The organism is Peribacillus sp. NPDC096379 (genome assembly GCF_044762875.1).
In the GTDB taxonomy this organism is placed as follows: Bacteria; Bacillota; Bacilli; order Bacillales; family DSM-1321; genus Peribacillus.
The window spans coordinates 491,203-515,485 of the sequence record NZ_JBIWFD010000002.1 but is presented as its reverse complement, the minus strand read 5'-3'; the positions used below and the strand labels follow the sequence as shown (position 1 = coordinate 515,485).

At 37.7% G+C, this 24,283-nt stretch carries 21 protein-coding genes; 1 reads left to right on the top strand and 20 read right to left on the bottom strand.

The window, feature by feature from the left end; genetic code table 11:
* Positions 1 to 19: 19 nt before the first annotated feature.
* The 18 genes from ftsA to ACIQZI_RS11435 all read right to left on the bottom strand — a co-directional run bounded on the left by ftsA (position 20) and on the right by ACIQZI_RS11435 (position 21,897).
* Complete coding sequence (ftsA, locus tag ACIQZI_RS11520) at positions 20 to 1,312, bottom strand: cell division protein FtsA (RefSeq protein WP_403073200.1); 1,293 nt, start codon at positions 1,310 to 1,312, stop codon at positions 20 to 22.
* Positions 1,313 to 1,656: 344 nt separating this feature from the next.
* The gene (locus tag ACIQZI_RS11515; protein WP_062181404.1) at positions 1,657 to 2,019 is read right to left on the bottom strand and encodes a small basic family protein; all 363 of its coding nucleotides are present in this window, start codon (positions 2,017 to 2,019) and stop codon (positions 1,657 to 1,659) included.
* Between the two features lie 15 nt (positions 2,020 to 2,034).
* Positions 2,035 to 2,820: a DUF881 domain-containing protein gene (locus ACIQZI_RS11510; protein WP_403073198.1), complete on the bottom strand. Its 786-nt coding sequence runs from the start codon at positions 2,818 to 2,820 to the stop codon at positions 2,035 to 2,037.
* A complete protein-coding gene (locus tag ACIQZI_RS11505) occupies positions 2,786 to 3,484 on the bottom strand; it encodes a DUF881 domain-containing protein (RefSeq protein WP_253722484.1) in 699 nt (232 codons plus the stop codon). The genes ACIQZI_RS11510 and ACIQZI_RS11505 overlap by 35 nt, the downstream gene beginning before the upstream one ends.
* Complete coding sequence (locus ACIQZI_RS11500) at positions 3,471 to 4,271, bottom strand: cell division protein FtsQ/DivIB (protein ID WP_403073195.1); 801 nt, start codon at positions 4,269 to 4,271, stop codon at positions 3,471 to 3,473. Before ACIQZI_RS11500 ends, ACIQZI_RS11505 begins: the two co-directional genes overlap by 14 nt.
* A 149-nt stretch (positions 4,272 to 4,420) precedes the next feature.
* Positions 4,421 to 5,329, bottom strand: a complete 909-nt coding sequence (gene murB / locus ACIQZI_RS11495) for a UDP-N-acetylmuramate dehydrogenase (protein WP_062181416.1) — start codon at positions 5,327 to 5,329, stop codon at positions 4,421 to 4,423.
* A 731-nt stretch (positions 5,330 to 6,060) separates the two neighbouring features.
* A complete protein-coding gene (gene spoVE / locus ACIQZI_RS11490) occupies positions 6,061 to 7,170 on the bottom strand; it encodes a stage V sporulation protein E (RefSeq protein WP_403073193.1) in 1,110 nt (369 codons plus the stop codon).
* 333 nt (positions 7,171 to 7,503) lie between these two features.
* A complete protein-coding gene (gene murD, locus ACIQZI_RS11485; protein WP_403073191.1) occupies positions 7,504 to 8,856 on the bottom strand; it encodes a UDP-N-acetylmuramoyl-L-alanine--D-glutamate ligase in 1,353 nt (450 codons plus the stop codon).
* Entirely contained in the window at positions 8,857 to 9,834 is a 978-nt protein-coding gene (gene mraY, locus ACIQZI_RS11480; protein WP_062181425.1) for a phospho-N-acetylmuramoyl-pentapeptide-transferase, read from the bottom strand. It lies immediately after the preceding gene.
* A gap of 361 nt (positions 9,835 to 10,195) precedes the next feature.
* The gene (locus tag ACIQZI_RS11475; protein ID WP_403073188.1) at positions 10,196 to 11,662 is read right to left on the bottom strand and encodes a UDP-N-acetylmuramoyl-L-alanyl-D-glutamate--2,6-diaminopimelate ligase; all 1,467 of its coding nucleotides are present in this window, start codon (positions 11,660 to 11,662) and stop codon (positions 10,196 to 10,198) included.
* Between the two features lie 173 nt (positions 11,663 to 11,835).
* Positions 11,836 to 13,761, bottom strand: a complete 1,926-nt coding sequence (locus ACIQZI_RS11470) for a stage V sporulation protein D (RefSeq protein ID WP_403073186.1) — start codon at positions 13,759 to 13,761, stop codon at positions 11,836 to 11,838.
* A 336-nt stretch (positions 13,762 to 14,097) separates the two neighbouring features.
* Positions 14,098 to 16,314 (bottom strand): penicillin-binding protein, encoded by a 2,217-nt coding sequence (locus ACIQZI_RS11465; protein WP_403073184.1) that lies wholly within the window; start codon positions 16,312 to 16,314, stop codon positions 14,098 to 14,100.
* Between the two features lie 5 nt (positions 16,315 to 16,319).
* Positions 16,320 to 16,673 carry a cell division protein FtsL gene (gene ftsL, locus ACIQZI_RS11460; protein WP_062181437.1) on the bottom strand — a complete coding sequence of 118 codons (354 nt, stop codon included), beginning with the start codon at positions 16,671 to 16,673 and terminating at the stop codon, positions 16,320 to 16,322.
* 12 nt (positions 16,674 to 16,685) lie between these two features.
* Positions 16,686 to 17,618, bottom strand: a complete 933-nt coding sequence (rsmH, locus tag ACIQZI_RS11455; protein WP_403073181.1) for a 16S rRNA (cytosine(1402)-N(4))-methyltransferase RsmH — start codon at positions 17,616 to 17,618, stop codon at positions 16,686 to 16,688.
* Positions 17,619 to 17,660: 42 nt separating this feature from the next.
* A complete protein-coding gene (gene mraZ / locus ACIQZI_RS11450; RefSeq protein ID WP_062181444.1) occupies positions 17,661 to 18,092 on the bottom strand; it encodes a division/cell wall cluster transcriptional repressor MraZ in 432 nt (143 codons plus the stop codon).
* 578 nt (positions 18,093 to 18,670) lie between these two features.
* A complete protein-coding gene (bshC, locus tag ACIQZI_RS11445; protein WP_403073179.1) occupies positions 18,671 to 20,299 on the bottom strand; it encodes a bacillithiol biosynthesis cysteine-adding enzyme BshC in 1,629 nt (542 codons plus the stop codon).
* Positions 20,300 to 20,624: 325 nt separating this feature from the next.
* Complete coding sequence (locus tag ACIQZI_RS11440) at positions 20,625 to 21,011, bottom strand: DUF3397 domain-containing protein (RefSeq protein ID WP_403073177.1); 387 nt, start codon at positions 21,009 to 21,011, stop codon at positions 20,625 to 20,627.
* A gap of 1 nt (position 21,012) precedes the next feature.
* Positions 21,013 to 21,897, bottom strand: a complete 885-nt coding sequence (locus tag ACIQZI_RS11435; protein ID WP_403073175.1) for a 2-dehydropantoate 2-reductase — start codon at positions 21,895 to 21,897, stop codon at positions 21,013 to 21,015.
* A gap of 552 nt (positions 21,898 to 22,449) precedes the next feature.
* On the opposite strand from ACIQZI_RS11435, the gene ACIQZI_RS11430 reads away from it, so the two are divergent.
* Positions 22,450 to 22,917 carry an N-acetyltransferase gene (locus tag ACIQZI_RS11430; protein WP_062181459.1) on the top strand — a complete coding sequence of 156 codons (468 nt, stop codon included), beginning with the start codon at positions 22,450 to 22,452 and terminating at the stop codon, positions 22,915 to 22,917.
* A gap of 146 nt (positions 22,918 to 23,063) precedes the next feature.
* Here ACIQZI_RS11430 and ACIQZI_RS11425 read toward each other — a convergent pair whose 3' ends face one another.
* On the bottom strand, positions 23,064 to 23,681 hold the full coding sequence (locus tag ACIQZI_RS11425) for an RsfA family transcriptional regulator (RefSeq protein ID WP_403073172.1): 618 nt from the start codon (positions 23,679 to 23,681) through the stop codon (positions 23,064 to 23,066).
* Between the two features lie 392 nt (positions 23,682 to 24,073).
* Entirely contained in the window at positions 24,074 to 24,277 is a 204-nt protein-coding gene (locus ACIQZI_RS11420; protein ID WP_403073170.1) for a hypothetical protein, read from the bottom strand.
* Positions 24,278 to 24,283 lie beyond the last annotated feature (6 nt).

Sequence of the window (24,283 nt, the reverse complement as noted above, 5' to 3'; positions counted from 1 at the left end):
TATTCCGATAATTTCCTGTCTATTCAAAAAAGTAACCAAGGATCTTTTTGAATTTAGATTCACCTTTTTCGGTCCGAGGTTTCTCCACTCGTTCTTTCGGTTGAGGCTGCTGCATTTTTTGAGTCTGTTCCCGATTTTCGTAAGCTGGACTTGCAGCTACAGGAGCTTGATTATTTTTTTGTGTTCTTGCCTTTTTACAAGCATGTTTAATTAATCCAACAGCTGTTGTATATTGAGGTTCACGAACACCAATATAATTCGGTTCAGCTGTCCTCACTCGGTTTTGGAAAATATATTGAGCAAGTTCTAAAACTCCTGGCATCTTTACAACGCCGCCAGTCAATACAAATCCTCCTGCAAGATCACTCTCGCCAATTCTATTTAATTCGTTTTGAACAAGTTCAAATATTTCTGTCATCCTTGCTTCGATTATGTCAGATAACATCAGCTGATTGCAAGGTTGGTGCTGGTCGCTACCGATAATAGGTATATTGAACACATCTTCTTCTGATGCATCATCATAAAAAGCATGCCCATGTTTAACTTTGATTTTCTCTGCATCATCTGTTGTTGTACGTAATACGATAGATAGGTCTTTAGTAATCGTCTCTCCGCCAATTGGTATCACAGATGTATGTTTCAAATACCCTTGTTCGAAAACAGCAAGTGTTGTTGAACCACCGCCAATATCGAGAAGCGCAACACCAAGTTCTTTTTCATCTTTTGATAGCACAAGAGAGCCCGCAGCAAGTGGTTGAAGCGCAATATCTGTAATCTCCAAGCCTGCTCTTTCTACACATCTTAATGAATTATGTAAAATCGTGCGCATACCTGTGATTAATATCCCTCTCATTTCCAATCGAACACCAATCATGCCTCTTGGATCGCTAATCTCATCAAGCTCGTCCACTTTATAATGAACTGGGATAATATCGACAATCTCCCTGTCAGAAGGAATCGTAATCAATTCGGCTGCCTCTCTAACCCTTACAACATCCGCAATGGTTATCTCCTTATTATCACTTGAAACTGCGACAACGCCATGGCAAGGTTGTAACATTACATGATTACCGCTTATACCGACTATTACCTTATTGATTTCCATCCCAATCATTCGTTCTGCCTGTTCAACGGCTCGCTGAATAGATTGAACGGTTTCATCTATATCTACGATTGACCCTTTTTTTAATCCTTCTGATTTTACATTTCCTACACCGATTATGTTTAATGTATCGTTAACCATTTCACCAATGATTACTTTAATACTGGATGTACCGATGTCGAGACTTACGTAAATTTCATTGCTGTTCATTCCATGGCACCTCCTTCAAGTTTTAACATTTTTCTAAAAAACAACAGTAGGTAATACAAATGTTCTTTCTATCCTTCATAACCATATTGTAGAGGTTGTTCAAAAACTCCGGTAAAAAAGCTTGCGAACTTCTCGGCTCTTTTTATCCTCCTTTTTGAACACGCACTTGTAGTGATATAGCTACCAAAGAATCGTTTTCCCTTTGGATAGTCTGTCTATTTTTCAAAGCAGAATCGTACATGTGTTAAACAAATTCGAGTTGCACATGTCATGTCATCTGTTTCATAAACGATACACTTCTTAACAATATTCGTCATGCATAACATATTTCCTTTAAAAAAACACTAATTTTTTTCTGTTTTTTCTTTAAAAAGGGACCATTTTGTTAACATTACGCGTCGTATAACTGCTATATTTTGAAACAATCTTACACCAAATGCAAAAACAGCAGCTAAATATAAGTCTACACCAAGATGTACGCCTAGAAAAGCTAAACTTGCAGCCAAGATGATATTAAAGAAAAATCCAGATACAAAAACTTTTTCATCATAGATATTTTGTAAATGCGCCCTAATTCCACCAACTAAAGTATCTAATGCTGCAAGAATCGCGATCGACAAATAATTCGCATATTCAGCGGAAATTTTGATATCTGTTAAAAGGCCTAAAGTGATGCCTACTAAAAGGCCAAAAATAGGAAGCCACATAGGTTATTTGTCCTCCTATTCATCAATGGGTTCCATATATTGAATATTTAATGAGTTTTGATAAGAAGGTAGCGTTACTTTGTCCAATGGGTTAGAAATAGTAACCTCATAATTATCCACATAAAAATTATCTATTGTCGGAGAAACCTGAATCCTTTCTTTAAGTTTCTTGGCGTCTTTTGCAAGTACCCTTACTTCAATTGAATCCCTTGATACACTCTTGCCATCAATCTTTGTTTGTCCATTAATATCTCGAATAACAGATGTAGTAATAATCCTCTGCCCATTTATCGAAATCTCTTTTGCGTCGTATAGGTATAACTCATTTAGCAGCCGTTTTAAAAGCTCAGGAGAAGCATTCGGAATGTTCTCACCTAATAGAATGTTTTCCTCAATTGGTTTAATGGTTAAAATAATTCCTTTTCCACTCACTTCAGTCATTCCTGCTTCGCTTTTGAGCTCTTCCAACGTTTCACTTAGAATTTGCTCCTTACTCTGACTTCTTGTTGTATCGTATTGAGCAAGCTTTTCTTCTAAATTACTGATTTCCTGAACCAATTCAGTTTGGACTTTCTGCTCCTTTAATATACCGCTTCTAAGCTCGTAGGAATCACGCGTATCCCTTACCTGCTTGATGGATGGTTCTTTAATCGTTTTATATTGAATGGCTACCATAAATCCAATGATCACCGCAATTAAAGTAAAGGCGATTTTATTCCTTTTTTTCAAAAGTGTCACCAAGCTTTCTTTGGTACGGTGAATTTTCTTAGCTACTAAATACCGGTTCCATTTCCACTTCATTTTGCTTCAATATCGTGAATATGATATTTTCATTCACTAATTGATCTTTGACTCCTCCAGCTAAGTTAAGTGAAGCCTCCAACACGTTAGTATCCCCAATTGCCGTGATCACAAAAGGGGCAGGATACTGCTGTCCGTCCACAGTAATTACAGGACCATTGCAAACAATATACGAATTATGATTCAGCCTCTGTCCGTTAACAGCCACCGCAGCTGCACCTGATATGTACAATTCATTAATGACCTTAAAAACATGCTGTTCATGAACTAGGTAATCATTTATATTATCATCTACTTTTCCAGTCATACCGTCTGCAAGCGTCACGGTAAGTCCTGGTCCTTTCACTTTAATCTTCCCTAGAAACATCCGATATTTCTTAGCTTCTTTTGCAAGTTTAAACGAGGATTCCTTTTCTTTTGAAAGGTCTTTTTCAATATCTGTTACTTGTGCCTGCTTTTTCCGTAATTCCTGACTGAGTTTCCTGTTCACTTTTTCTTGTTCGATTAGCTGTTCTCTAAGCTCATATTCTCGATCCCACGTTTGATTTACTAGGTTGGCTTCCCTCTGTTTTTGCTTTGTTAGATTATAGGAAAAAGCAACCATAAACCCAAGGACAAGACTCACAATGGAAAGGATGACTTTTCTACCTTTAATGATTTTCATCTTGTTTCTCCCCATCAATCTCTTCCGTTAGATTAGGGGTATTATAAGCTTTAAAGAAAGAGCCCACTTCAAGATTAATGACCCCTTTTATATTTGGATCTAATTGAGCAACAATCGAAGGGTAATGTATCATTTTCTTAGATAAAGTTCTGCTAGTCGCACTCACTTCAAACCCATCATTCATAAACAACGTTATATGATAGGCGTCCGTTTTGGTAGGTTCCTTACGAATTTCAGAAATTGAGTTTCGAATTTCTTCAGGCAATTCTTTCAATTCATCCAATAATAGGTTTAATGCATCACCTTCAGTAAAATCAATCAGCACAGGCGCGAAAACTGGAATTTCTCCGCGTTCAAGCTTGGTCAGGATCTTGCCGTTTTCCATGATTGGATAAAATCGACTGTTTTTTGAAAGATAAGCGATTCTTTCAAATTCGGTTATCGTGAGCAACACTGAATTTGGAAATTGTGTTGAAACGCTAACAGACTCAATTTCCTCTTGACTTTCTTTCATTTTTTTTATCATTTCACTTTTGTTAACTTTCCAAATGTTAGTATCAATTGTTAAGCCACTTAACGTAATAATTTGATCTGATGATAAATATTGATTCCCCCTTACCTTAATTTCTTTAATATAGCTAAGTGGAGAAAGAAAATACAAAACACTAGCAATTAGAATAAAAAAGAATGATAGCAATAGAATCAACCTTCTATTCGCTTTTCTTTTTCTAAGCTTCTTTAATTTTGGGATACGATCTTCAATGGAAACAATTTTTCCTTTTTCCATCTCCCTCACCTCTTCCTGAAAACAAATGGACTATGCTGTAATCCGCCTGCTGCCAATTGGCAGGAATAAGATCTCATAATAATACGAATGAGATTATTTCAGGATATTTTTATAGCACACGATTAAGCATGATTCGTATACTACAGAAGTTATTTTCGACCAATAATTTCGACTTCTGTTTCAAGTTTAACCCCAAATTTTCCGTATACAGTATCTTTTACATGCTGGATTAAAGCTAACACATCCTTTGCACTACCTTCACCTGTATTGACAATAAAATTCCCATGCATTTCAGAAATTTTTGCTCCACCAATTGCATGTCCTTTTAATCCAGCGTCCTGAACAAGCTGGCCAGCATAATGTGGCAGCGGATTACGGAAGATGCTTCCTGCACAAGGCAAATCATATGGCTGCGTTTCTTTTCTATAATTTTTATTGTTCTGCATTGCAGCAACAATTTCCTCCCGGTTGCCTGACTTTAATTGAAAAACAGCCGATAAAACAATGCCCGGTCGTTTTTTTTGAAGGATCGAGGTTCGATAGGAGAATTCCATTTCTGCTGCTGATAACCATTGTAGTGTTCCATCAGCAAACAGAATATATGCTTTTTTTAATACTTTAGAAATATCTGAACCATGGGCACCAGCATTCATATACACAGCGCCACCAACTGAACCAGGTATTCCACTCGCGAATTCTAAACCTGAAAGTCCTTTCCTGCTAAATTGTACAGACAGACTTACAAGTGAGAAACCTGCCCCTGCTGTGATATCAGTACCCTCTATTTCTAATGAGTCTAATCCCTTACCTAATTTAATAACAGCACCTTTTATACCTTGATCTGAGACGAGCAGATTTGATCCACGACCTATTGCTCGCCACTCGATGTTATGTTCCTTTATGATCTCCATCGCTTTTTCTAAATTTTCAAGGGACGATGGCTCAATGAAAATCTCTGCCGGACCGCCAACTTTCATTGTTGTATGGTTTGCAAGTGGTTCGTTTTCACGCACCTTACCCACTTCCATCTGGTTTAATTTCTCTATTACTTCTTTCATCATAATCCTCCTTCATTTCAAGTTCTTCCATTGTATGCTATAAAAGTTTGAACGGTTCGATTTGAATAATCCGATCGCCTCTCTATAAAGTGAAACTTCAATCAGTGAGGGGTTTACTGCCCGTTAATACGGAATAAATTCTGATGAGACATCGCATATTATATGTATAGAAACGGTGAATATCAATGATCTTTTTTCACTAAATTTCCTAGTAATTTTTTTCTAAGATATAGAAAACAAAGCACTGTCAGCTTTTACCCTCTTATACTATAGTCTAAACACCCTTTCATTACCACAATAAACACTGGTTTTTAATCCAGAAACAACTTGGTAATATTTGAATTAAATAAGGAATATGCAAACCCTTTTCAAAAATAATCCTAAAGACCCATAACACAATTTTGAATGTATAAAAGTTTGTACTTAGTATACAGATTAAACAGGCTTATGTACGCTCGAAAAAGAAATTAGTACTATTTTTTCAGAGGGTAGGAAATTTTTGACCTTATGGTGTTGCAGATACATGATCGGGTGATGCATAACTATTTCTCGATAGTTCTTATTCCTATCTAGTACAGAACACATACTACGCCCTTATGATTCAAAATAGGAATTGCCCATAGAAAGAGATTCCTCATTCTTCAGGCAATTCCTATTCACCTTGACATATAGTTAGATATGACAGCGCTACCGTCCATTCAAATCATCAATAGGAGGCAATGCTTTGATTTTTAATACCTTGAATATCTACTTATGTTTAATAACACTCCTATTGCTATTAGCATCAAGGTTAAAGATGATCCGCCATAACTTAGTAACGGAAGTGTTATTCCAGTTACAGGCATTAGCCCTGTCACGACTCCGATATTAATCATCACCTGAATTGCTACCATTGCAATGATTCCGACTGCAACAAGACTCCCATATAGATCTGGAGCTCCTAACGCAATCCGGACCCCTCTCCACAAAAGCAACGCAAATAATAAAATCACCAATGTCCCACCTATAAACCCAAGTTCTTCTGAAATTATGGCAAAAATAAAATCCGTTTGCGGTTCAGGTAAGTAGAAAAACTTTTGTCGGCTTTGTCCAAGTCCAAGTCCAAACAATCCGCCAGGACCGATTGCATAAAAGGACTGAATCATTTGAAAGCCACTATTTTGTGGGTCTGCCCAAGGATCTAGAAAAGAGGTAATTCGCTTTATTCGATAAGGTGCCGAAGCAATGAGAGCCACAAAGCCCGCTACTCCAAGTAAACCGAGCCAAGCAAAATGTATCACCCTTGCCCCTGAAATAAAAATCATAACAACACAAGTTCCTACCATGACTGTACCTGTCCCAAGATCAGGCTGTAACATGATTAGGCCAAACGCTAAAAACACAAGTCCCAACGAAGGCATTAATCCCTTCTTGAAGGAGGTAATGAACTTTTGCCGTTCTGATAAAAATTTCGCTAAAAATGCAATCATGGCTAATTTCATAAACTCTGATGGCTGAATCGAAAATGCACCAACACCAATCCAGCTTCGTGAACCATTTCGCTCTACACCTATACCAGGGACTAAAACAGCGAGCAGCAAAACAAAACAAACGATAACAATGAGCTTTGCCCATGTTCTCCATGTCCAATAATCAACATTCATGATGAGGAACATGCAGACGACCCCAACTCCAGCAAATAGAAGCTGTCGTTTTGCAAAGTAGAACGAGTCTCCCTCAAACTTGTAAGCAGCCCATATCGCACTAGCACTATACACCATGATTAACCCAATCGCCAGCAGACTTAAAGTAACAATAATTAAAATAAAATCCGGATTTGATTTTTTCAACGGCACTGTCATACACCTCTAGTACGTATTAGAGCCTGTACGAGCCTTCTATTCTTATCACGCTAATTTAAGCATAATAAGTCAAAAAAAGTGATAAGTACGTTCCCCCTTATTATCGGACTGTAATCGTACCGAAGCTTAAGTGGAGGTTTAGTTCAATCAATCGGGTTCATAGCGTTAATCAAGATTCGCGATACTAGAATGAGATTAACCATCCGTTGAGTATAAACTATACTCCAAATAATAGGAGTTTTACTCTATCACTTTTTTTAAAAGATGTCATTCAAACAAGAGAAGCAAAAATCATTCTCCATTATGCAAGCTCAGTGTTCTGATAAGAAGCTCTTATTTCAGTTTATGCACTGCCTCCATAAACATGTCTCCTCTTATTTCGAAACTTTTATACTGATCCCAGCTTGCACATGCAGGTGAAAGTAGGATACAATCCCCTTCTTTTGAAACTTCATACGCTGCTGGTACGGCTTTCTCTACATTATCGACATGTTTTACGATAGATATTCCTACATCACGTGCAACTCGTTCAATTTTCTCTGCCGTTTCACCAAATGTAATAACAGCTTTTACATGCTTTAAATATGGTTTTAGTTCATCAAATTCATTGCCTCGATCAAGTCCTCCAGCAAGCAAGATAACCGGAACATCAAATGATGATAGTGCCATTTGAGCCGCTAAAATATTCGTTGCTTTAGAGTCATTATAAAACATTCTTCCCTCAATCGTTGCTACATATTGAGTTCTATGTGTAACTCCTTGGAAGGTTTGAAGAACATGCTGGATTGCTTCGTTCTTGACATTTTTAAGTTTTGCAACTGCTACAGCCGCGAGTATATTTTCTAAATTATGCTTTCCAGGTAGACGAATATCTGAAACATTAACAATACGCTCACCGCGGAAATATACGGCATTACCTTCAATATACACTCCATTTTCATGCTTGTTAGTTATTGAAAATGGAACAAGCTCTGCCAAAGAATTCTTTGCCATATTCATCGTTTCTTCTTGATTCGCATTATAGATAAAATAATCACTGCCGATTTGATTTTTCATAACCGCCGTTTTCGCTTCAATGTACTCCTGTCTTGAATCATGGTAATCAAGGTGAGCATCATAAATATTGGTTACAACTGCGATTTCTGGCTTAAATCTATCAATCCCCATCAATTGGAATGATGATAATTCAATCACAATCGTTTCATCAGCTGTTGCATTTTCTGCCACACCTGAAGCAACCGTACCGATATTCCCAGCGATCAACGGCAACTTTCCACCCTCTTTGAGCATTTCAAAGATAAGCGTCGTAGTTGTTGTTTTTCCATTCGTTCCCGTTATCGCAACAAATGGCGCTTCACTTACATGATAGGCCAATTCAACTTCCGTGATGACTGGAATGTCTCTTTCAATTGCGCCCTTAACAAGCGGATTTCGATAAGGGATCCCTGGATTTTTCACAATGAGTTCAAAGCCCTCATCAAGTAATTCAATCGGATGACTTCCACAAACCACTTTGATCCCTTGTTCCAGTAAGCCTTGTGCTTCTGGATTCTCTGATAATGGCTTCATATCATTGACTGTAACAAAAGCACCTAATTTATGTAAAAGGGATGCTGCGGTTACTCCACTTTTCGCTAATCCCAACACTAATATTTTTTTCCTTAAATAACTTGTAGTCTCTTTCACTTATAACCACACCTCTAAATAGATTCCTAAAATAGCAAATAATAAGCCAACCGACCAAAATGTAACGACAACTCTCCACTCGGACCAGCCAACCAATTCATAATGGTGATGCAAAGGACTCATTTTAAAAATCCGTTTTCCTGTCGTTTTAAAGGAGGCAACCTGTAAAATAACAGATAGTGTTTCAATGACAAATACCCCGCCGACAATAACCAATAGTAGCTCTAGATTTGTTAACAGTGCGATGGCAGCAACAGCGCCACCTAATGCCAAAGATCCGGTATCTCCCATAAACACTTTTGCAGGATGGGCATTGAATACAAGGAATCCAAGGACGGCCCCTACTACGGATACAGAAAAAATCGCGACATCGTATTGTGATTGGTACCAGGCTAACACAGCAAATGCACCAAAAGCAATCGCAGACGTTCCTGAGACAAGTCCGTCCAAGCCATCTGTTAAATTAACAGCATTTGAAAAACCAACCAACCAGAAAATCACAATGATGATATAAAACCAACCTACATTTAACGCCAAGTCGGTTCCTGGAATAGCAATTTCAGGTACGAAAGCATCTGTCTTGCGATAGATTAGATAAAAAATGACGGATATGATAATTTGTCCAACTAGCTTTTGACGTGATGTCAAGCCCAGATTACGTTTCATTACCACTTTTATAAAATCGTCAAGGAAACCTAAAAGGCCAAAACCAATCATAACTAACAACAATAAATAAATTTCTATAGATGGTTCAGAAAATTTAAATACCATTGTCAATGTTGTAATCGCAACAGCAAGTAAAATGACCAAGCCGCCCATTGTCGGTGTCCCAGATTTTTTCTGATGAGATTTAGGTCCTTCTTCCCGAATGCTTTGTCCAAATTTGAGCCTACGTAAGAAAGGGATAAAAATTGGTGATAGAAGAACTGTAATTAAAAACCCTGTCAATATTGTATAAAAAATTACTTGTTCTAACATGAATCTATTCCCTCATTCCTAATGCAGTATTACAATTTATAAATTCCACTGCCGTTATTTCATCCATTCCATAATATGTTTCAGATGTTTTATTCAGAATACTTATATTACTTTTCATAATAATCATTTTTCAAAATTCCATCTCTTTCTGTTTTTTATAGTACGTATAATAGAGTGAAACTCAATCAGTGTGGGGGGCTTCCCCCCCCTATGCCTCTTCGATTCCTCTAATCCTTGATATTGCTTGGCTTATGAGTAGAAGTTTTCGCTAGACATCAAAATTGGTTGAAATAACATATAGTTATCTAGGTTAAAGGAAATAAATTCCACTCTTTTTTTAGTATACGCAAACTAACTCTAATTACTTCCTATTTCGTAAAATCGATTCTTTCGCGACCAATCTATCATCGAAGTCAAGCACTTGATCACCTATAATTTGATAAGTTTCATGTCCTTTTCCAGCGATTAATATAACATCTCCACTTGTTGCAATAGAGATTGCATAATCTATCGCTTCTTTACGGTCTTGGATAACCTGATAATTCTTCTCATGAACTCCCTTTTCCATATCTCGCAAAATTTGTGTTGGATTCTCACTTCTAGGATTATCGGAAGTGAAAATAGGGTCTGTCGCCCACTCTGATGCAATTTTCGCCATGATTGGCCGTTTTGTTTTATCACGATCCCCACCACAACCCACGACAACAAATATTTTCTTATGTGCAAATTCACGCACTGTTTTCAAGACATTTTCAAGACTGTCTGGCGTATGGGCATAATCGACAATTACCGCAAAATCCTGACCTCCCTGGACAAGCTCAAAGCGGCCAGCCACTCCTTGAACAGATTCAAGTGACCGTATAATTGAATCAAGTTTTACTCCAGCACATAAAGAAGCCCCTATGGCAGCAAGAACATTATAGACGCTGAATTTACCAATTAGCTTTAGGTTCACGGATTGCTCTCTTCCAGCTGTTACTAATGTAAATTGAGTTCCACTAGAATGGATTGAAATATTCTTAGCCATAATATCTGCTTCTTGATCAATTCCATATGTAAGAATATGTGCAGCCGTTGCCTTGATGAAATCTTCTGTCGCCTCATCATCTGCATTCAACACCGCGTATTTTGGTCGATTATCTAGGTAAGCATTGCCAAGCTGTGAGAAAAACAAGGATTTTGCAAACTTATATCGTTCCATCGTTCCATGAAAATCAAGATGATCTTGGGTAAGATTCGTAAATACGGCAATATCATAATCACAGCCATGAACCCTTCCAAGTTCCAATGCATGAGAAGATACTTCCATAATGGCTGTATCCACTTGAACTTGCGTCATCTGATGAAAAATTTGTTGTAACGTAATGCTGTCTGGTGTCGTATTTTTTGTGTCAGCTTTTTTGTCGCCAATTTTCGTGTACATCGTTCCGATTAAACCTGTTGCCACATGCTCATCCTGAAAGATTTTTTCAAGCAAATGACTCGTTGTTGTCTTGCCATTTGTTCCTGTTATACCAATTAGTTTAAGCTTTTGGGTAGGATGATTGTAAAAGGCATCGGCAACGACTGCCATAGCTCGTTTGGTATCACGAACGACATACACTGGAACTCCTACATTCATTGGTTTCTCAGCTAAAATAGCGGCTGCACCTAGTTCGACTGCTTTTTCTGCAAAGTCATGGCCATCCACTGTATAACCTTTCACACAAACAAATAAACTGCCCTCTTTTACTTGTCTTGTATCATGTTCAATGGAGGTTATTTCAGGATTTTCCCCTTCAAACAAAGTCAAAGAATGTAAGGTTGAAAGTATCGCTTGAAGTCTCATTTTTCCATTCCTCTCTGCCTATTTAAAGGCATAATTATAATGTAATGCAATCAATCTGTCGAGGTTAGGATTAGTCCTTATGTAAAACAGACATGAACAATCCTTTCACTGCGTAAAAAAACCGCGGCTGAAATTAACCCAGCCGCTTGATTTGTTTCTTTATTATTCTATACTTATTCTGAACTTTCGCCAAGATAAATTCTAATTGTTGACCCTTCTTTTACTTTCACACCTGCTTCTGGAGATTGTTTTACTACCATAGTCCCATCCCCGCTTACATCTAGATTCACTTTGCCGATAAGTTGTGTTTGCAATTCCTTTGCAGTTAATCCTACTACATCCGGTAATTCAACCATAACAGGATCGTCCCATTTCGTTTTCTTTTCAATTTGTGTATCGCGTGGCTTCACACCCATTGTCCGCAGTGCATCCTCCATAATATTTCCTACGATAGGTGCAGCTACTACCCCACCAAATTGAACAGTTCCTTTCGGGTTATCGACCGCTACATAAACGACAATTTCAGGATGATCCGCTGGTGCAAAGCCGATGAATGAAACGATATAGTTATTCTCTAAATAACGTCCATTCTCCGCTTTTTGCGCAGTACCGGTCTTTCCACCAACACGATATGAATCTACATATGCCCCAGTACCACTTCCTTTTGCTACAACAGCCTCCAGTGCCCCACGGATTTTTGCCGAAGTTTCTTCAGAAATAACCTTCCTTTTCGCTTGGGGCGATTTTCGCATGATTGTCTCACCTGTTTGTGAATCAACCATTTCTTTAGCGATGTAAGGGGTATATAATGTACCGCCATTTACCGCTGCGGCTACAGCCGCTACCTGTTGAATTGGAGTGACTGATACACCTTGTCCAAACGCGGTAGTGGCCTGTTCGAGAGGGCCTACCCTATCGATATCGAACAGGATTCCTGTCCCTTCACCTTGAAGGTCAATCCCTGTCTTTTGCCCAAAACCGAAATCACTAATATATTGAAAAAGTTTGTCTTTCCCAAGCCGCATTCCTAGCTCCACAAAACCAGGGTTACATGAATTCTGAACGACTTCCATGTACGTTTGCGATCCGTGTCCGCCTCTTTTCCAACAATGAAGCTTTGTTCCCGCCACTTCGATGTATCCTGGATCATAGAACGTATCCTTCTCAAGGTCAACCTTCCCTTCCTCCAATGCTGCGGCAAGAGTAATAATCTTGAAAGTTGAACCCGGCTCATAAGAACTCCACACAGGAAGATTTCGGTTATAAACTTCACTTTTCACATTTTGAAAGTTGGCAGGATCAAATGTCGGTCTGCTTGACATTGCTAGAATTTCCCCGTTGTTTGGGTTCATTGCAATGGCAATGATACCATCTGGATTATAAGTCGCTTCAGCAAGATCTAGCTCCCTTTCAATAATCGTTTGAATCCTGTTGTCTATGGTCAATTTCAGATCATCACCATTTACGGGCGCACTAAAGTCATCCGCCATATTTTCTAATTTTTTCCCCTTTGCATCGGTGTATAATTTCACATACCCTTTTTCACCGCTTAATTCTTTATCATAGGAAAGCTCAATTCCCATTAATCCTTGATTATCAGCTCCGGTGAATCCGAGCACATGGGATAAGTATTCACCAAATGGATAATATCGCTTCGAATCTTCGGCAATGTATACCCCTTTTAGACCTAGAGCTTTCACTTTTTTTGCTTTTTCATGAGAGATTTTTCTTCCTTCGGGAATTCTTTCGCTCGAAGTATGTTTTGTAATTAGTTTATATGCTTTTTCTTTGTCCATGTCCAACACGGAAGCAAGTTGTTCTGCTGTCTCAGCAGGATTGACAACCTGCCTTGGAATGACATATACCGTCGGAGCCGAGATATTCGTTGCCAATGGGACACCATTCCGATCGAGAATTTGCCCTCGCATGGGTTCAAAAGTAATATTTCTGCTCCAAGAATCTTCAGCAAGTCCCGTTAATTTCTCTCCAAGATAAAATTGAACAATTCCTAATCGAATAACAATGATCGTAAAGACCGTAAGCCCAATAAGCAAGAAGATTGCCAACCGTTTTCTTACCGTTACATTTGAAACACGCACAAAAAGGCACCTCCATTTTCATCCTGCTTGTACAAGTTATATGTTGTTCAAGAAATAACTAGAACAAAATGAAGGTGCTGGATTTAAGAATACTAGTTTTAATACAAAAACCGATTGGTGTTAAAACACCACCAATTATTATGAAGAATATACCATTAAGTACGCTACACTCACATAATCACAATGGTGGCGGTGCGGAGCCAGAATTTTTGTTCTTTCCCAAATAAAACCAGCATGCCCGATAAATGGTTTGGCTATATTAGTAAGTTGCGCAGACCTGCCCCATGTCCTTCATACAAAAAAAAGAAAGGATGAGGAAATCCTCATCCTTACCCTTTAATCAACCACTTCGTCTTCTTTATCTTTAGATTCCATTTCTTCTTTATCTTTAGATTCCATTTCTTCTTTATCTTTAGATTCCATTTCTTCTTGAACAATATCTCCAGGCTTTTTCAAGTTTACGAGGAAATAATCTGCCTCTTTCATAACGGCGCCTACTTTAAAGTTCTGACTCTCGACATACCCGTTTCCTGCAGCATTTAATTTCAATTTCGCAATATTCGCCAGCTTCATGACGTCTCTTAAAGACCAACCAGTTAAATCTGGGGCAAGCATAGCTCCTTCCGTTCGGAGGATGATCTTTTCACCTTCTAGTAAATTGGTTCCAGCTTTTGGCGCCTGATTTATAACCGTAGTACCTTTTCCAATCGTAACGACTTCGTATCCCGATTTTTTAAGACTTTCCACTGCAGACTTCACAGGTCGATCCGTATAATCGCTAATTTTCTCTGAGGTTTGATTCGGAATATTAGCTGGTTCAATATTTAAATATTGCAGACTGCTTTTCATAACTGGGTTAAAGATTTCGGCTACTGGGTCTGACCCAACTTCACCGGCTTTCAGTTTTGGTTTTTTTATCGCGACATACACAACCAGTTCCGGATCATCAAGTGGTGCCATTCCTAAAAAAGAAAAAATATAGTTTCCGCCACCTCTCGATATACCATCACCTGTGCTAAATTGAGCAGTCCCTGTTTTTCCAGCTACTTCATAGCCATCAATTTTGTATTTTTTTCCTGTCCCATGTTCTGCAGTAAGGACAGTACCTAAATACTCACGAACCTTTTTCGCAGTTTCAGCTGATATCGGCTGACCTGCCATAGTTGGATTGGTTTTTTTTATGGTTTCGTTCGTATTTGGATCACTCAGCTTTTTAATCACATAAGGTGCCATCATTTTTCCATCATTAGCTATAGCAGACGCCGCTTGAATTTGCTGAATAGCAGTCATCGAAGACGCTTGTCCAACAGAAGTCATTGCTTTATCACGTTTATATTTGTACTGAATCGTACCAGTTTTTTCAAAAGGTAAATCAATTCCAGTAAGACGATCTAAACCAAACTTTGTAAGATAATCACGAAGTTTATCTTCTCCAAGGAGGTCCATCGCAATCGTAACAACTCCAACGTTAGAGGAACGTTGAATCCCTTCCAGAAATGACATCTTTTCCCCGCTAGGCATTCCGCTATGGTCATTAATAGGTTTCGTTCCTTTTATGTTATAACTTCCTGAAACAAAGGTGTCATTAGGGTTAAATACACCTTCCTCAACCGCTGCCGCTAAGGTAAATATCTTCATCGTTGAACCAGGTTCATAAGGCTCCTCGATCGCGAGGTTTCTCCACGTATCTGTCAGTCCTTCTCTCGTTTTCGGATGAAAGGTCGGCCTTTGACCCATCGCTAAAATTTCACCTGTTTTCGGGTTGGACACGATTCCAATGATTTGTTCTGGGTCATACTTTTCCTGTACTTTAGACATCGAATCCTCTAAAAAGGTCTGAATCTTTTTATCAATTGTTAAAGAAACATTTGTACCATTCACTGGAGCTATTACATTTTCTTTGCTATTAGGCAATGAGAAGCCCCATCTATCACCATCAAACGTTAGCTTTCCATCTGTTTCCTTTAATTCTTTATTTAAGAATTTTTCAATCCCCATCTTACCAATCATTTCATTTGACTTTTCATCTTTTTCAATATAGCCAATTAAATGGGAAGCAAACACTCCATTTGGATAAAAACGTTTATTTTCTCGACTAAATGCAATTCCAGGGAGCTTCAATTTCTCAATTTTTGATTTAACCTCGTAGGAAATATCTTTGCCGGCATTTCCGAATTCCACTTGTTTCTTATCTTTTGAAAGTAGAGCGTATATCCCCGCTTCATCCATATCAATTACTTTAGCTAATTCTTTGGCAGTTCGTTTCGGATCAACCACATAATTGGGTTTCATCTTTTCGTCCAATACGGCAAATAGAGTGTATGAAGCCGTATCTTCCGCAATGACTTCTCCATTTGTATCTAGAATGCTGCCTCTTTTCGCTTCAAGCACCCGTTGTTTTTCGTATTTTTTTTCCATTTTTGCTGCTAGAACTTCTCCACCAGCTTGTCCTGTAGCCTCAATATAGAAAAAACGGGCAAGTAACGCAAAAAAGAGCAGCCCGAATACTACGAATAAAAACGCTGCTCCAAGCTTCATATTTTTTTGCTTCATTTGCATTATTCCTGCACAACCTTTACATTATTTTCATTAAGCTTTAAACCAAGGTCGGCTGCTTTTTTCCAAATCCTTTCATATGTGCTTAATTCACTGACTTGTTCTTTTAAATCTACATTCAACCGAGTCTGCTCATCAATAGAATGATTTGTCATTTGAATTGATTTATTCGTTTTATAAATCGCTGCCTGATTGGAAATAACTTTGGTCCCTAGAAAAGCAATGGCAAGAGCAAGAGCACAGATTAATATCATTTCACCAAAGGAAATTTTCATTTTACGGACAATGACGGTTTGTACAGATCTTTGTTGCTCTTGAATCTGTTGTTCTTGAATTTTTTTCGCAACCGAGCTCATTTTGATTCCCCCTTATCTTTTTTCAGCGATCCTCAGCTTGGCTGAACGTGAGCGATTATTTTCTTCCAATTCTTCTTGCGATGGTAGAATAGGTTTTCTTGTGATTAATTTTAGAATGGGTTGAAATTCTTCAGGAATGACAGGTAGACCGTGCGGCATTTCCGGTAAATCACTGTTCTGTTTAAAAACAGATTTACAAATACGGTCCTCTAATGAATGAAATGTAATCACAGAAATTCTACCTTCTGGCTTAAGTAATGCTATCGCTTGTTCAAGAGAGTCTTCGAAAACACCCAGCTCATCATTTACAGCAATTCGTATCGCCTGGAATACACGTTTGGCCGGATGACCGCCTTTACGTCTTGCAGGAGCTGGTATTCCTTCTTTAATTAATTCAACAAGCTCACCGGTGGTTTCAATCGGCTTAATTTCACGAGCTGCCTCTATTTTCCGAGCAATTTGCTTGGAGAACTTCTCTTCACCATATCGAAAGAAAATTTTCGTTAACTCCTGGAATGTCCAAGTATTTACTACATCATAAGCGGATAATCTTGCACTTTGATCCATTCTCATATCTAGTGGTGCATCATGGTGGTAGCTAAATCCACGTTCAGGGGTATCAAGTTGCGGAGATGAAACACCCAAATCATATAAAATTCCGTCCACTTCATGAACATCTCTTAGTAAAAGTTCTTCTGCAATATGTTTGAAATTATTTTGAATTAATATCACTCTATCGCCATATTCTTTCAATTTTTCATGAGCATTCTTGATGGCTGTTTCATCTTGGTCAAAAGCGTAGAGTTTGCCTTTATCCGAAAGCTGAGATGCTAAATAAGCGCTATGGCCTGCTCCTCCAAGTGTACAATCGACATATATGCCATCTGGATTAATCTGTAATCCATCCACAGTCTCTTTGAGTAGTACGGTAGTGTGTTGAAACATGTAATACATCCTTCCAATCGATTAATGATGTAGATTCTTCGTTTAAATATCGAAGCCTATCATATTCTCGGCTATTTCAGCGAAAGAATCTTCTGATGTTGAAAAATAGTTTTCCCAAATGGTCTTGCTCCAAATCTCAATTCGATTGGAAACTCCGAGAATAACACATTCTTTTTCTAATTTTCCATATGAAGTAAGTGGTGTGGGAATATTAATTCTTCCTTGTTTATCCAGTTCACATTCAGTCGCACCAGAAAAGAAGAATCGAGTAAAAGCCCGGGCATCTTTCTTTGTCAATGGCAAGCCCTTCAGCTTATCCTCCAATTGACGCCATTCATCCATCGGGTAGCCAAACAAGCATTGATCAAGACCGCGAGTCAAAACAAATGATTCCCCGAGATGTTCTCTGAACTTAGACGGAATGATAATACGCCCTTTTGGATCAATGCTATGATGATATTCCCCCATGAACATGCCCACTACCCCCACTTTCTTTTAACAATGTACCACATTCCTCCACTTTTCACCACTTATTATATAAATTCTGTACTTAGTAAGTTATCCCTCCTTAAATATCCAGTTTTTTTATAAAGTGAATTTTCTTTACAGCGTATTTTCCCTTCAAATGATCTGACTAATTTGACGATAATCCTAACAAAACGAATATGGCGTATAACATCACCATTTACCACGAAGGATCCATCCCTATAGCACACTACATTCACCTAATCACAATGGTGGCGGTGCGGAGTCGGATTTGAAATACTTTCTTAATAATGTACGTATATCTGTTAAGCAGATTGGCTATATTATTAAGTCGTGAAGCCCCGCCCCATGTCCTTCAAGCAAAAAAAATAGAAGACGGGCGCCAAAAAAATCGCCTGTCTTCTTATCATGATTCGTTAAAGAGGATGTTCAAAAAATCCGGCAAACTCGAGGAATGATAATCCCTTTCGTCTTAAAAGTATGTACAGTTAATACGTGCGGTCCTTTAGTTGCACTAGAAATAATAAAATTCGCCTATCATTTTTTCCGGACTATTGAACAACCTCTTATAGATAAATAACTTTATGCTTGTTGTTAAATGTATATGGCTGCTGAACCAGTTCGTTTATAAAATCTGTACCATATTTATTTAAATAATAGAAAATATTCCACAATCTTTCCTGAGGAGCATCGAGTGGAAATAACGAATGTTCAATCCGCTGATATTTATTCAAGACCACTTCATGCTTCTTACGTGAACTTTCATTCATTTTCCCATAAATAAAATCAAGCTGTTTCTCGATAAATCTCCGGTTTTTCTGTAACAATGGGTCTAACCCTTTATCAAGGCTTATAGCTCTTTCAGTAAACAATTCATGATTCTCACTTAGCTTCGCTTTCATTTCATGGAATAATACCTCGATTGAATGATCCTTGACAGTATTAAGGAATTCGCTCTGTGCTGATTTAGTCCCAGTTGTTAGCACAGTTTCAAGATTCATCCCTACCTCTTTGAGATCTGTGGCAATCCCTCGCTCGATTATCGTTATATTTAGCCTTGGAATGATTGGGGGCATTTTCATAGAGAATAGTTCAAAAGCTTGCTTCAATTCTGCCCAATAGGCAATTTCCCCAGGCCCAGATATAAATGCAAGCACGGGAAATAGCATTTCTTGCATAATTGGCCGCGTTACTACATTATTACTTAATCGTTCAGGTGTTACTCTAGAACATTCACGAAGCTCTTGCTGAGTAAATAATACTTCCTTATTTTTTCCAGAAAAAACACCATTCACCACTTCTAGTAACATCCGATCCTTTTTCTTCGAATCATAGTAAAACAAGTTAGCCGCTTTTTCTTGAATGTCAATCATCCGCTTATATCCTTTTTGCTGCATAAAAGACTGCTGCGCGTGTACAGCCTTAGTAATTTCTTCCGCTTTATCAATGAACATTGCAAAAAACTCTGATTCCAGTTTTCTTAATCCAGGGTCAGCAGCATCTATCATCAAAAGACCAAAGTCATGAAACCAGTTATCAATTAAACAGGCAAAAAAATCAACAAAGGTAGTAGAACGCTTAATGACTTCATTTGTATCAGCTAGTAATTTATTGGTGAAGTCTGTTTCCCCATATGTTTCGAAAATTTCACTTACCCAAGCTTGCGCTGTTTCTGTGTTCAGTTCAAGATCCGAAATCATCGATTTAAAAGGATGATAGAATGGGTACGTGTTTTTCTCCTGAATTCCATTCTTCAACGTATAAACATGATTCACTTCGGCTAAATCATGATCCTCACCAGCAATCCAAAAAACCGGAATCACCTTTTTACCCAACGCCTTTTCTTGTTCTTCCGCTAATTTAATAATGGAAATCACTTTATGTATCGTATAAAGGGGGCCTGACAGCAGACCTGCCTGCTGTCCTCCAATAACTACGACAGAATCTTCTTTTCGGAATGCCTCTATATTTTCTTTAACGGGAATCGACAAAGAATACTGTGCCATATATTTCTCTATAGAATCAGCCAATTCGTCACGAAAGAAATTTCGTGACATCACTTCTTGATATCGTTTATGATACTTCTCATTATCAGATAAACTGTAATGAAAAAAATCATCTACTTCTAATTGATCAGTAAGATAGTCTGAAGCAAATGCATTTAGTGATGGTAAAGCGAGATCTTTCAACTCCATTTATGTACTCCCTTTCTCTGCTTCTACAATTCTAAATTGAGTATATCATCACATCTACAGAATACAAAAAAAGTTGCCCACGACCTCTAGTCTACTTATAAGAGGATGTTCAAAAAGTCCGGTAAAAAAGAATTGCATCCAAGCTCGGCCTCTCCGGTCCTCACGTATTACCTCATACGTTCCGATCCTCTCGAGATGTGCTCCTCGAACTTCTCGGTTCTTTTTATCCCGTATTAACGGGCAGTCCCTCCACTGATTGAAGTTTCACTTTATCCTCCTTTTTGAACATGCACTATAAAACTTTAGCGCTCCTTTATATTGTCATTTAAAAGGTTAACAGAACTCTAGTTGTTATTCCATAAAGTAACAAGACAAAATAAACACAAAAGAAAAAAGCAAAATTAAGCCTCCAAAAACCTCTTAATACTTTTTGAAATATGATTTCACCCTTTACCCGATAGTGAACAACTACTACCATGCATGCAATTGCAATCATCGCCAAGAGTAGAATCCAAATAATGTGGCGATCCCAGATAGCCACTATGAGATAGTGCACAGAAAACATAAACAAGAGGGTGCTGATATCCATTGCGACATGAACAGACCGCCGATGATTTCCGGTTACTTGCTTCACAGCAATGAAAAAAATGATATACGCAAGGATAGGCATTGTTATGAAAGTCGCCGCTACACTTGAGAAAATTGATATCATGTTACTCACTCTCCCTACTTTCCATCCCTTTAACTAAGGAATATATAAATGCGGTCATTTCATACGGTTTCTCCCTCTCTATTGCCGTCTCCATTATTTGACCTGTAATGGCGTCAATTTCCGTTCTCCTTCCTGATTCGATATCTTTTAACATGGAAGAACGATTTTTCGAAGTTGCCAGACAAACTTGTTCAATATGGCATAAAACATGTTCACTATTTTCAAGTTCAAATATATTCGAGAGCTCTTCAAAATACTTTTTAAACAAGGCATATAAATAGGGATTATCAATCAATTTACCATTTTCAACCTTTAATATGGCAGTCAAAGGATTAATCATTGCATTTACTAATAATTTTTTTTGGAGCATTTCTTGATAATCTTTTTCAGCTATAAAAGGAAACGTCCCTGCATTTCCGTGAATCAATGGAAAGTTATCCAGATGACCCGAATAGACTGCAATTCGGGTCACCCCTATTCCAGTGTGTTCAACCGTTGTACTGCCTTGCTTTAGTGCCCCATGTTCCACTACCCCGACATAAATTTCTTTTGAAGCTGCCTCTTTCATCATTTTTATATGTGAGTATCCATTTTGTAAAAAAACAAGCGGAATTACCATGTCCTGAATAATGGGGAAAACATCTTCAAAATGATATTGTTTAACAGCTATGAACAATAAGTTATGATCAGTAATGCCCATGGAAATTGGTACCGCCTTTACCCTATTAATCATAGTGAACCCATCTCTTTTAAGCGTTACCCCTAGCTCCATAAGTTCATCAGCCTGTTCTTTCGTTCTTGTATATAATGTAGTCTCATATGTATCACTTAAATAAGCAGCAAAAAGTAGGCCGATTGATCCGCCGCCGATTATCCCTATGTTCATAACTCCCTACCTTCCATTTTTTATGATGGGAAATAGGGCAGTGCATCATTAATTTAAACAGCATTACCGCTTAAATTGAAAAGTAAACTAGATTTTGTATAAAAAGTCTAATTTGCTGCTACGCTCCGCCACACCAACTTTTTTAAGGTTGATTTTCCCTATTTTTAACAAATCGTCTTCCTTCACACTAGTTCACTGCGTTTTAACACGCGATTATGTCATTATTCATTTATGTTACCAAACTTAACCACCACTTGGAATGAAATCTTCTTTATCTAGAAACTATTTTCGAAGATGATGTAACGGTCAATTTTTTACTTATTATACGACTATCTATCGCGATCTCCTTCTCACACCTAAAAAATGTACATAATTCCAATTATTTTTTATATTATGTTAATTAGGTATCTTTCTAGGGAATTGTTTCACTAAATATTATATAATACGTGTAAAACGGTTTCTTTTTCAGAATTCTATTGATAGCCCGGCTAAACTTGCTATTAACAGATTCCTAATACTCACACAAACTGCGATAAAAAAGGGGAGCTTTTTATGGACTATAAAGTGGAACGATTATTGGTAAATTATAAAACGCTGGAAGAATTTAAAAAATTCAAAGAGTATGGCATTCAAGAGCTATCGATGATGGATGACTTAGAAACAAATATTATCGAAAACGATAGTGAGTCTCCTTTTTACGGAATCTACTTTGGTGACAAGCTTGTTGCTAGGATGAGCCTTTACGAAAGAAAAGCAAAATTCGATCAATATTTCGAACCGAAACAAGATTTTTTAGAATTATGGAAGCTTGAAGTATTGCCGTATTATAGACAAAAACATTACGGATCGTCACTCGTTGAATTCGCGAAAAGCTTCGGAAAACCGATTAAAACAAATCCTAGGGTTAAATCAGAGAAATTCTGGGATAAAATGGACTTTCATTCAGTTTCATATGACATGGATCGAGATTTGGGGGAAAATCCATTATTATGGACACCTGAAACTACTATAATCCAATAAAAACATAATAAATAGCACAAACAGGTATCTAGTACCGCTTGTGCTATTTATTATGGTAAGAATTAAATTTCTCCAACGATTTTAATATAGAGTCAATCTTCACAAAAGTTTTCTCCTAAAGAGTAAACGTTCCCTCTTTCCTTCAGCTACTTTTCTACCCTTTCTAAGTTTCCGTTCTTATCCATTTGGAATTTCACCTTTTTTTCTTTTTTATCTTCTTCTAACACAATTAATTTTCTTGCTCGTTCCATAATCTGAAGCAACGCATTATAGTCATCTTCAACTGAGCTCAGTTTTTCAAACAGCTTTTTGTTATCATGTTTCAATTTCTCGTTTTCTCGCAGAAGTTTATCATACTCTTGTGTAATCAATTGTCTGTCACGGCTATCATTTAACGTTTGTTCCGCTACACGCGTAAGATACTGGACAACATCTTGCATAGTAATTGTTGAGTTAGTTAGTTGTAATTGTGGAATGTCAACAGAGGTTTCTGTCATAGTAGAGACAACTTCTTCTTTTTCTATTAACGGAAGCTTTTTGTTTTCTTTTCTTTGAATTTTTGCCAGTTCAATACCGGATTTATACTGTTTTCTTACATGTGAGTTCCAGCGAAAACCGCAAGCAGCAGCAGTTCGTGATAAATTCTTTCCCACCTCTTCAAAGGAATTGAGCTGGGTACTTCCTTCGCGAATGTGACGTAAAACCACCTCAGCCAGTAGAACATCTTCATCTTGAGTCCATGCATCCTGCCTTGCTATTGACATTGAAATCCCCCCAACTTATTTTTTATCCTCTATGCATAACTGTGTACTCTCATACTTTTTGGGTAAGAAGTCTGTTTCTTAAAAGACCAGTTTGCACTTGGCTTATTTCTGTACAAATTCTTTACTCAAAGATGATGGGGTGCGACTCGCAAGGGGTCTACCCCTATTGGTTACAAGTCAACCTCACTGTACTACATTCATATGCACTTGCTAGATAAGATAGAAGAAGGGAAAAAATATCATACCTGATTTTTCTATAAATTTTGCTACTGCTCTATGATGTTCTGTTGTCTTCTAATGTTTGGCATACAATTCCACAGAATCATTCTTTTAAGCAGTTTATTAGGACATCATCTAATTTACCCCGCATGAACGGGCAGTAAGACCCCACCTCAAGGCTTAGAAGTATCGAAGGTAGCTGGTGATTGAAGTTTCACTTTATCCATAACTTCATAGTTAATAGCATTTCTGTTTTTAGGTTGGTTAATGATAAGCTTTAAAAACCCAAGTTCATTGTACACTTCCAATAAAACACAGTTTTCATGTACACAAATCTCACTTTCATTGAATAAGATAGTATTCTTTATGATGGCCATCAATTC

Coding starts and splice junctions, on each gene's coding strand:
- ACIQZI_RS11440 (WP_403073177.1), bottom strand. CDS start 21,011: ATGATATCAATTTTCTCAAGTGTAGCGGCGACTTTCATAACAATGCCT.
- ACIQZI_RS11500 (WP_403073195.1), bottom strand. CDS start 4,271: ATGGAAAAAGGAAAAATTGTTTCCATTGAAGATCGTATCCCAAAATTA.
- ACIQZI_RS11510 (WP_403073198.1), bottom strand. CDS start 2,820: ATGAAGTGGAAATGGAACCGGTATTTAGTAGCTAAGAAAATTCACCGT.
- ACIQZI_RS11430 (WP_062181459.1), top strand. CDS start 22,450: ATGGACTATAAAGTGGAACGATTATTGGTAAATTATAAAACGCTGGAA.
- rsmH (WP_403073181.1), bottom strand. CDS start 17,618: ATGTTTCAACACACTACCGTACTACTCAAAGAGACTGTGGATGGATTA.
- ftsA (WP_403073200.1), bottom strand. CDS start 1,312: ATGAACAGCAATGAAATTTACGTAAGTCTCGACATCGGTACATCCAGT.
- ftsL (WP_062181437.1), bottom strand. CDS start 16,673: ATGAGCTCGGTTGCGAAAAAAATTCAAGAACAACAGATTCAAGAGCAA.
- ACIQZI_RS11425 (WP_403073172.1), bottom strand. CDS start 23,681: ATGTCAATAGCAAGGCAGGATGCATGGACTCAAGATGAAGATGTTCTA.
- bshC (WP_403073179.1), bottom strand. CDS start 20,299: ATGGAGTTGAAAGATCTCGCTTTACCATCACTAAATGCATTTGCTTCA.
- ACIQZI_RS11505 (WP_253722484.1), bottom strand. CDS start 3,484: ATGAAAATCATTAAAGGTAGAAAAGTCATCCTTTCCATTGTGAGTCTT.
- spoVE (WP_403073193.1), bottom strand. CDS start 7,170: ATGACAGTGCCGTTGAAAAAATCAAATCCGGATTTTATTTTAATTATT.
- ACIQZI_RS11475 (WP_403073188.1), bottom strand. CDS start 11,662: ATGAGACTTCAAGCGATACTTTCAACCTTACATTCTTTGACTTTGTTT.
- ACIQZI_RS11420 (WP_403073170.1), bottom strand. CDS start 24,277: ATGGCCATCATAAAGAATACTATCTTATTCAATGAAAGTGAGATTTGT.
- murB (WP_062181416.1), bottom strand. CDS start 5,329: ATGAAAGAAGTAATAGAGAAATTAAACCAGATGGAAGTGGGTAAGGTG.
- ACIQZI_RS11435 (WP_403073175.1), bottom strand. CDS start 21,897: ATGAACATAGGGATAATCGGCGGCGGATCAATCGGCCTACTTTTTGCT.
- mraY (WP_062181425.1), bottom strand. CDS start 9,834: ATGTTAGAACAAGTAATTTTTTATACAATATTGACAGGGTTTTTAATT.
- ACIQZI_RS11465 (WP_403073184.1), bottom strand. CDS start 16,314: ATGAAGCAAAAAAATATGAAGCTTGGAGCAGCGTTTTTATTCGTAGTA.
- ACIQZI_RS11515 (WP_062181404.1), bottom strand. CDS start 2,019: ATGTGGCTTCCTATTTTTGGCCTTTTAGTAGGCATCACTTTAGGCCTT.
- mraZ (WP_062181444.1), bottom strand. CDS start 18,092: ATGTTCATGGGGGAATATCATCATAGCATTGATCCAAAAGGGCGTATT.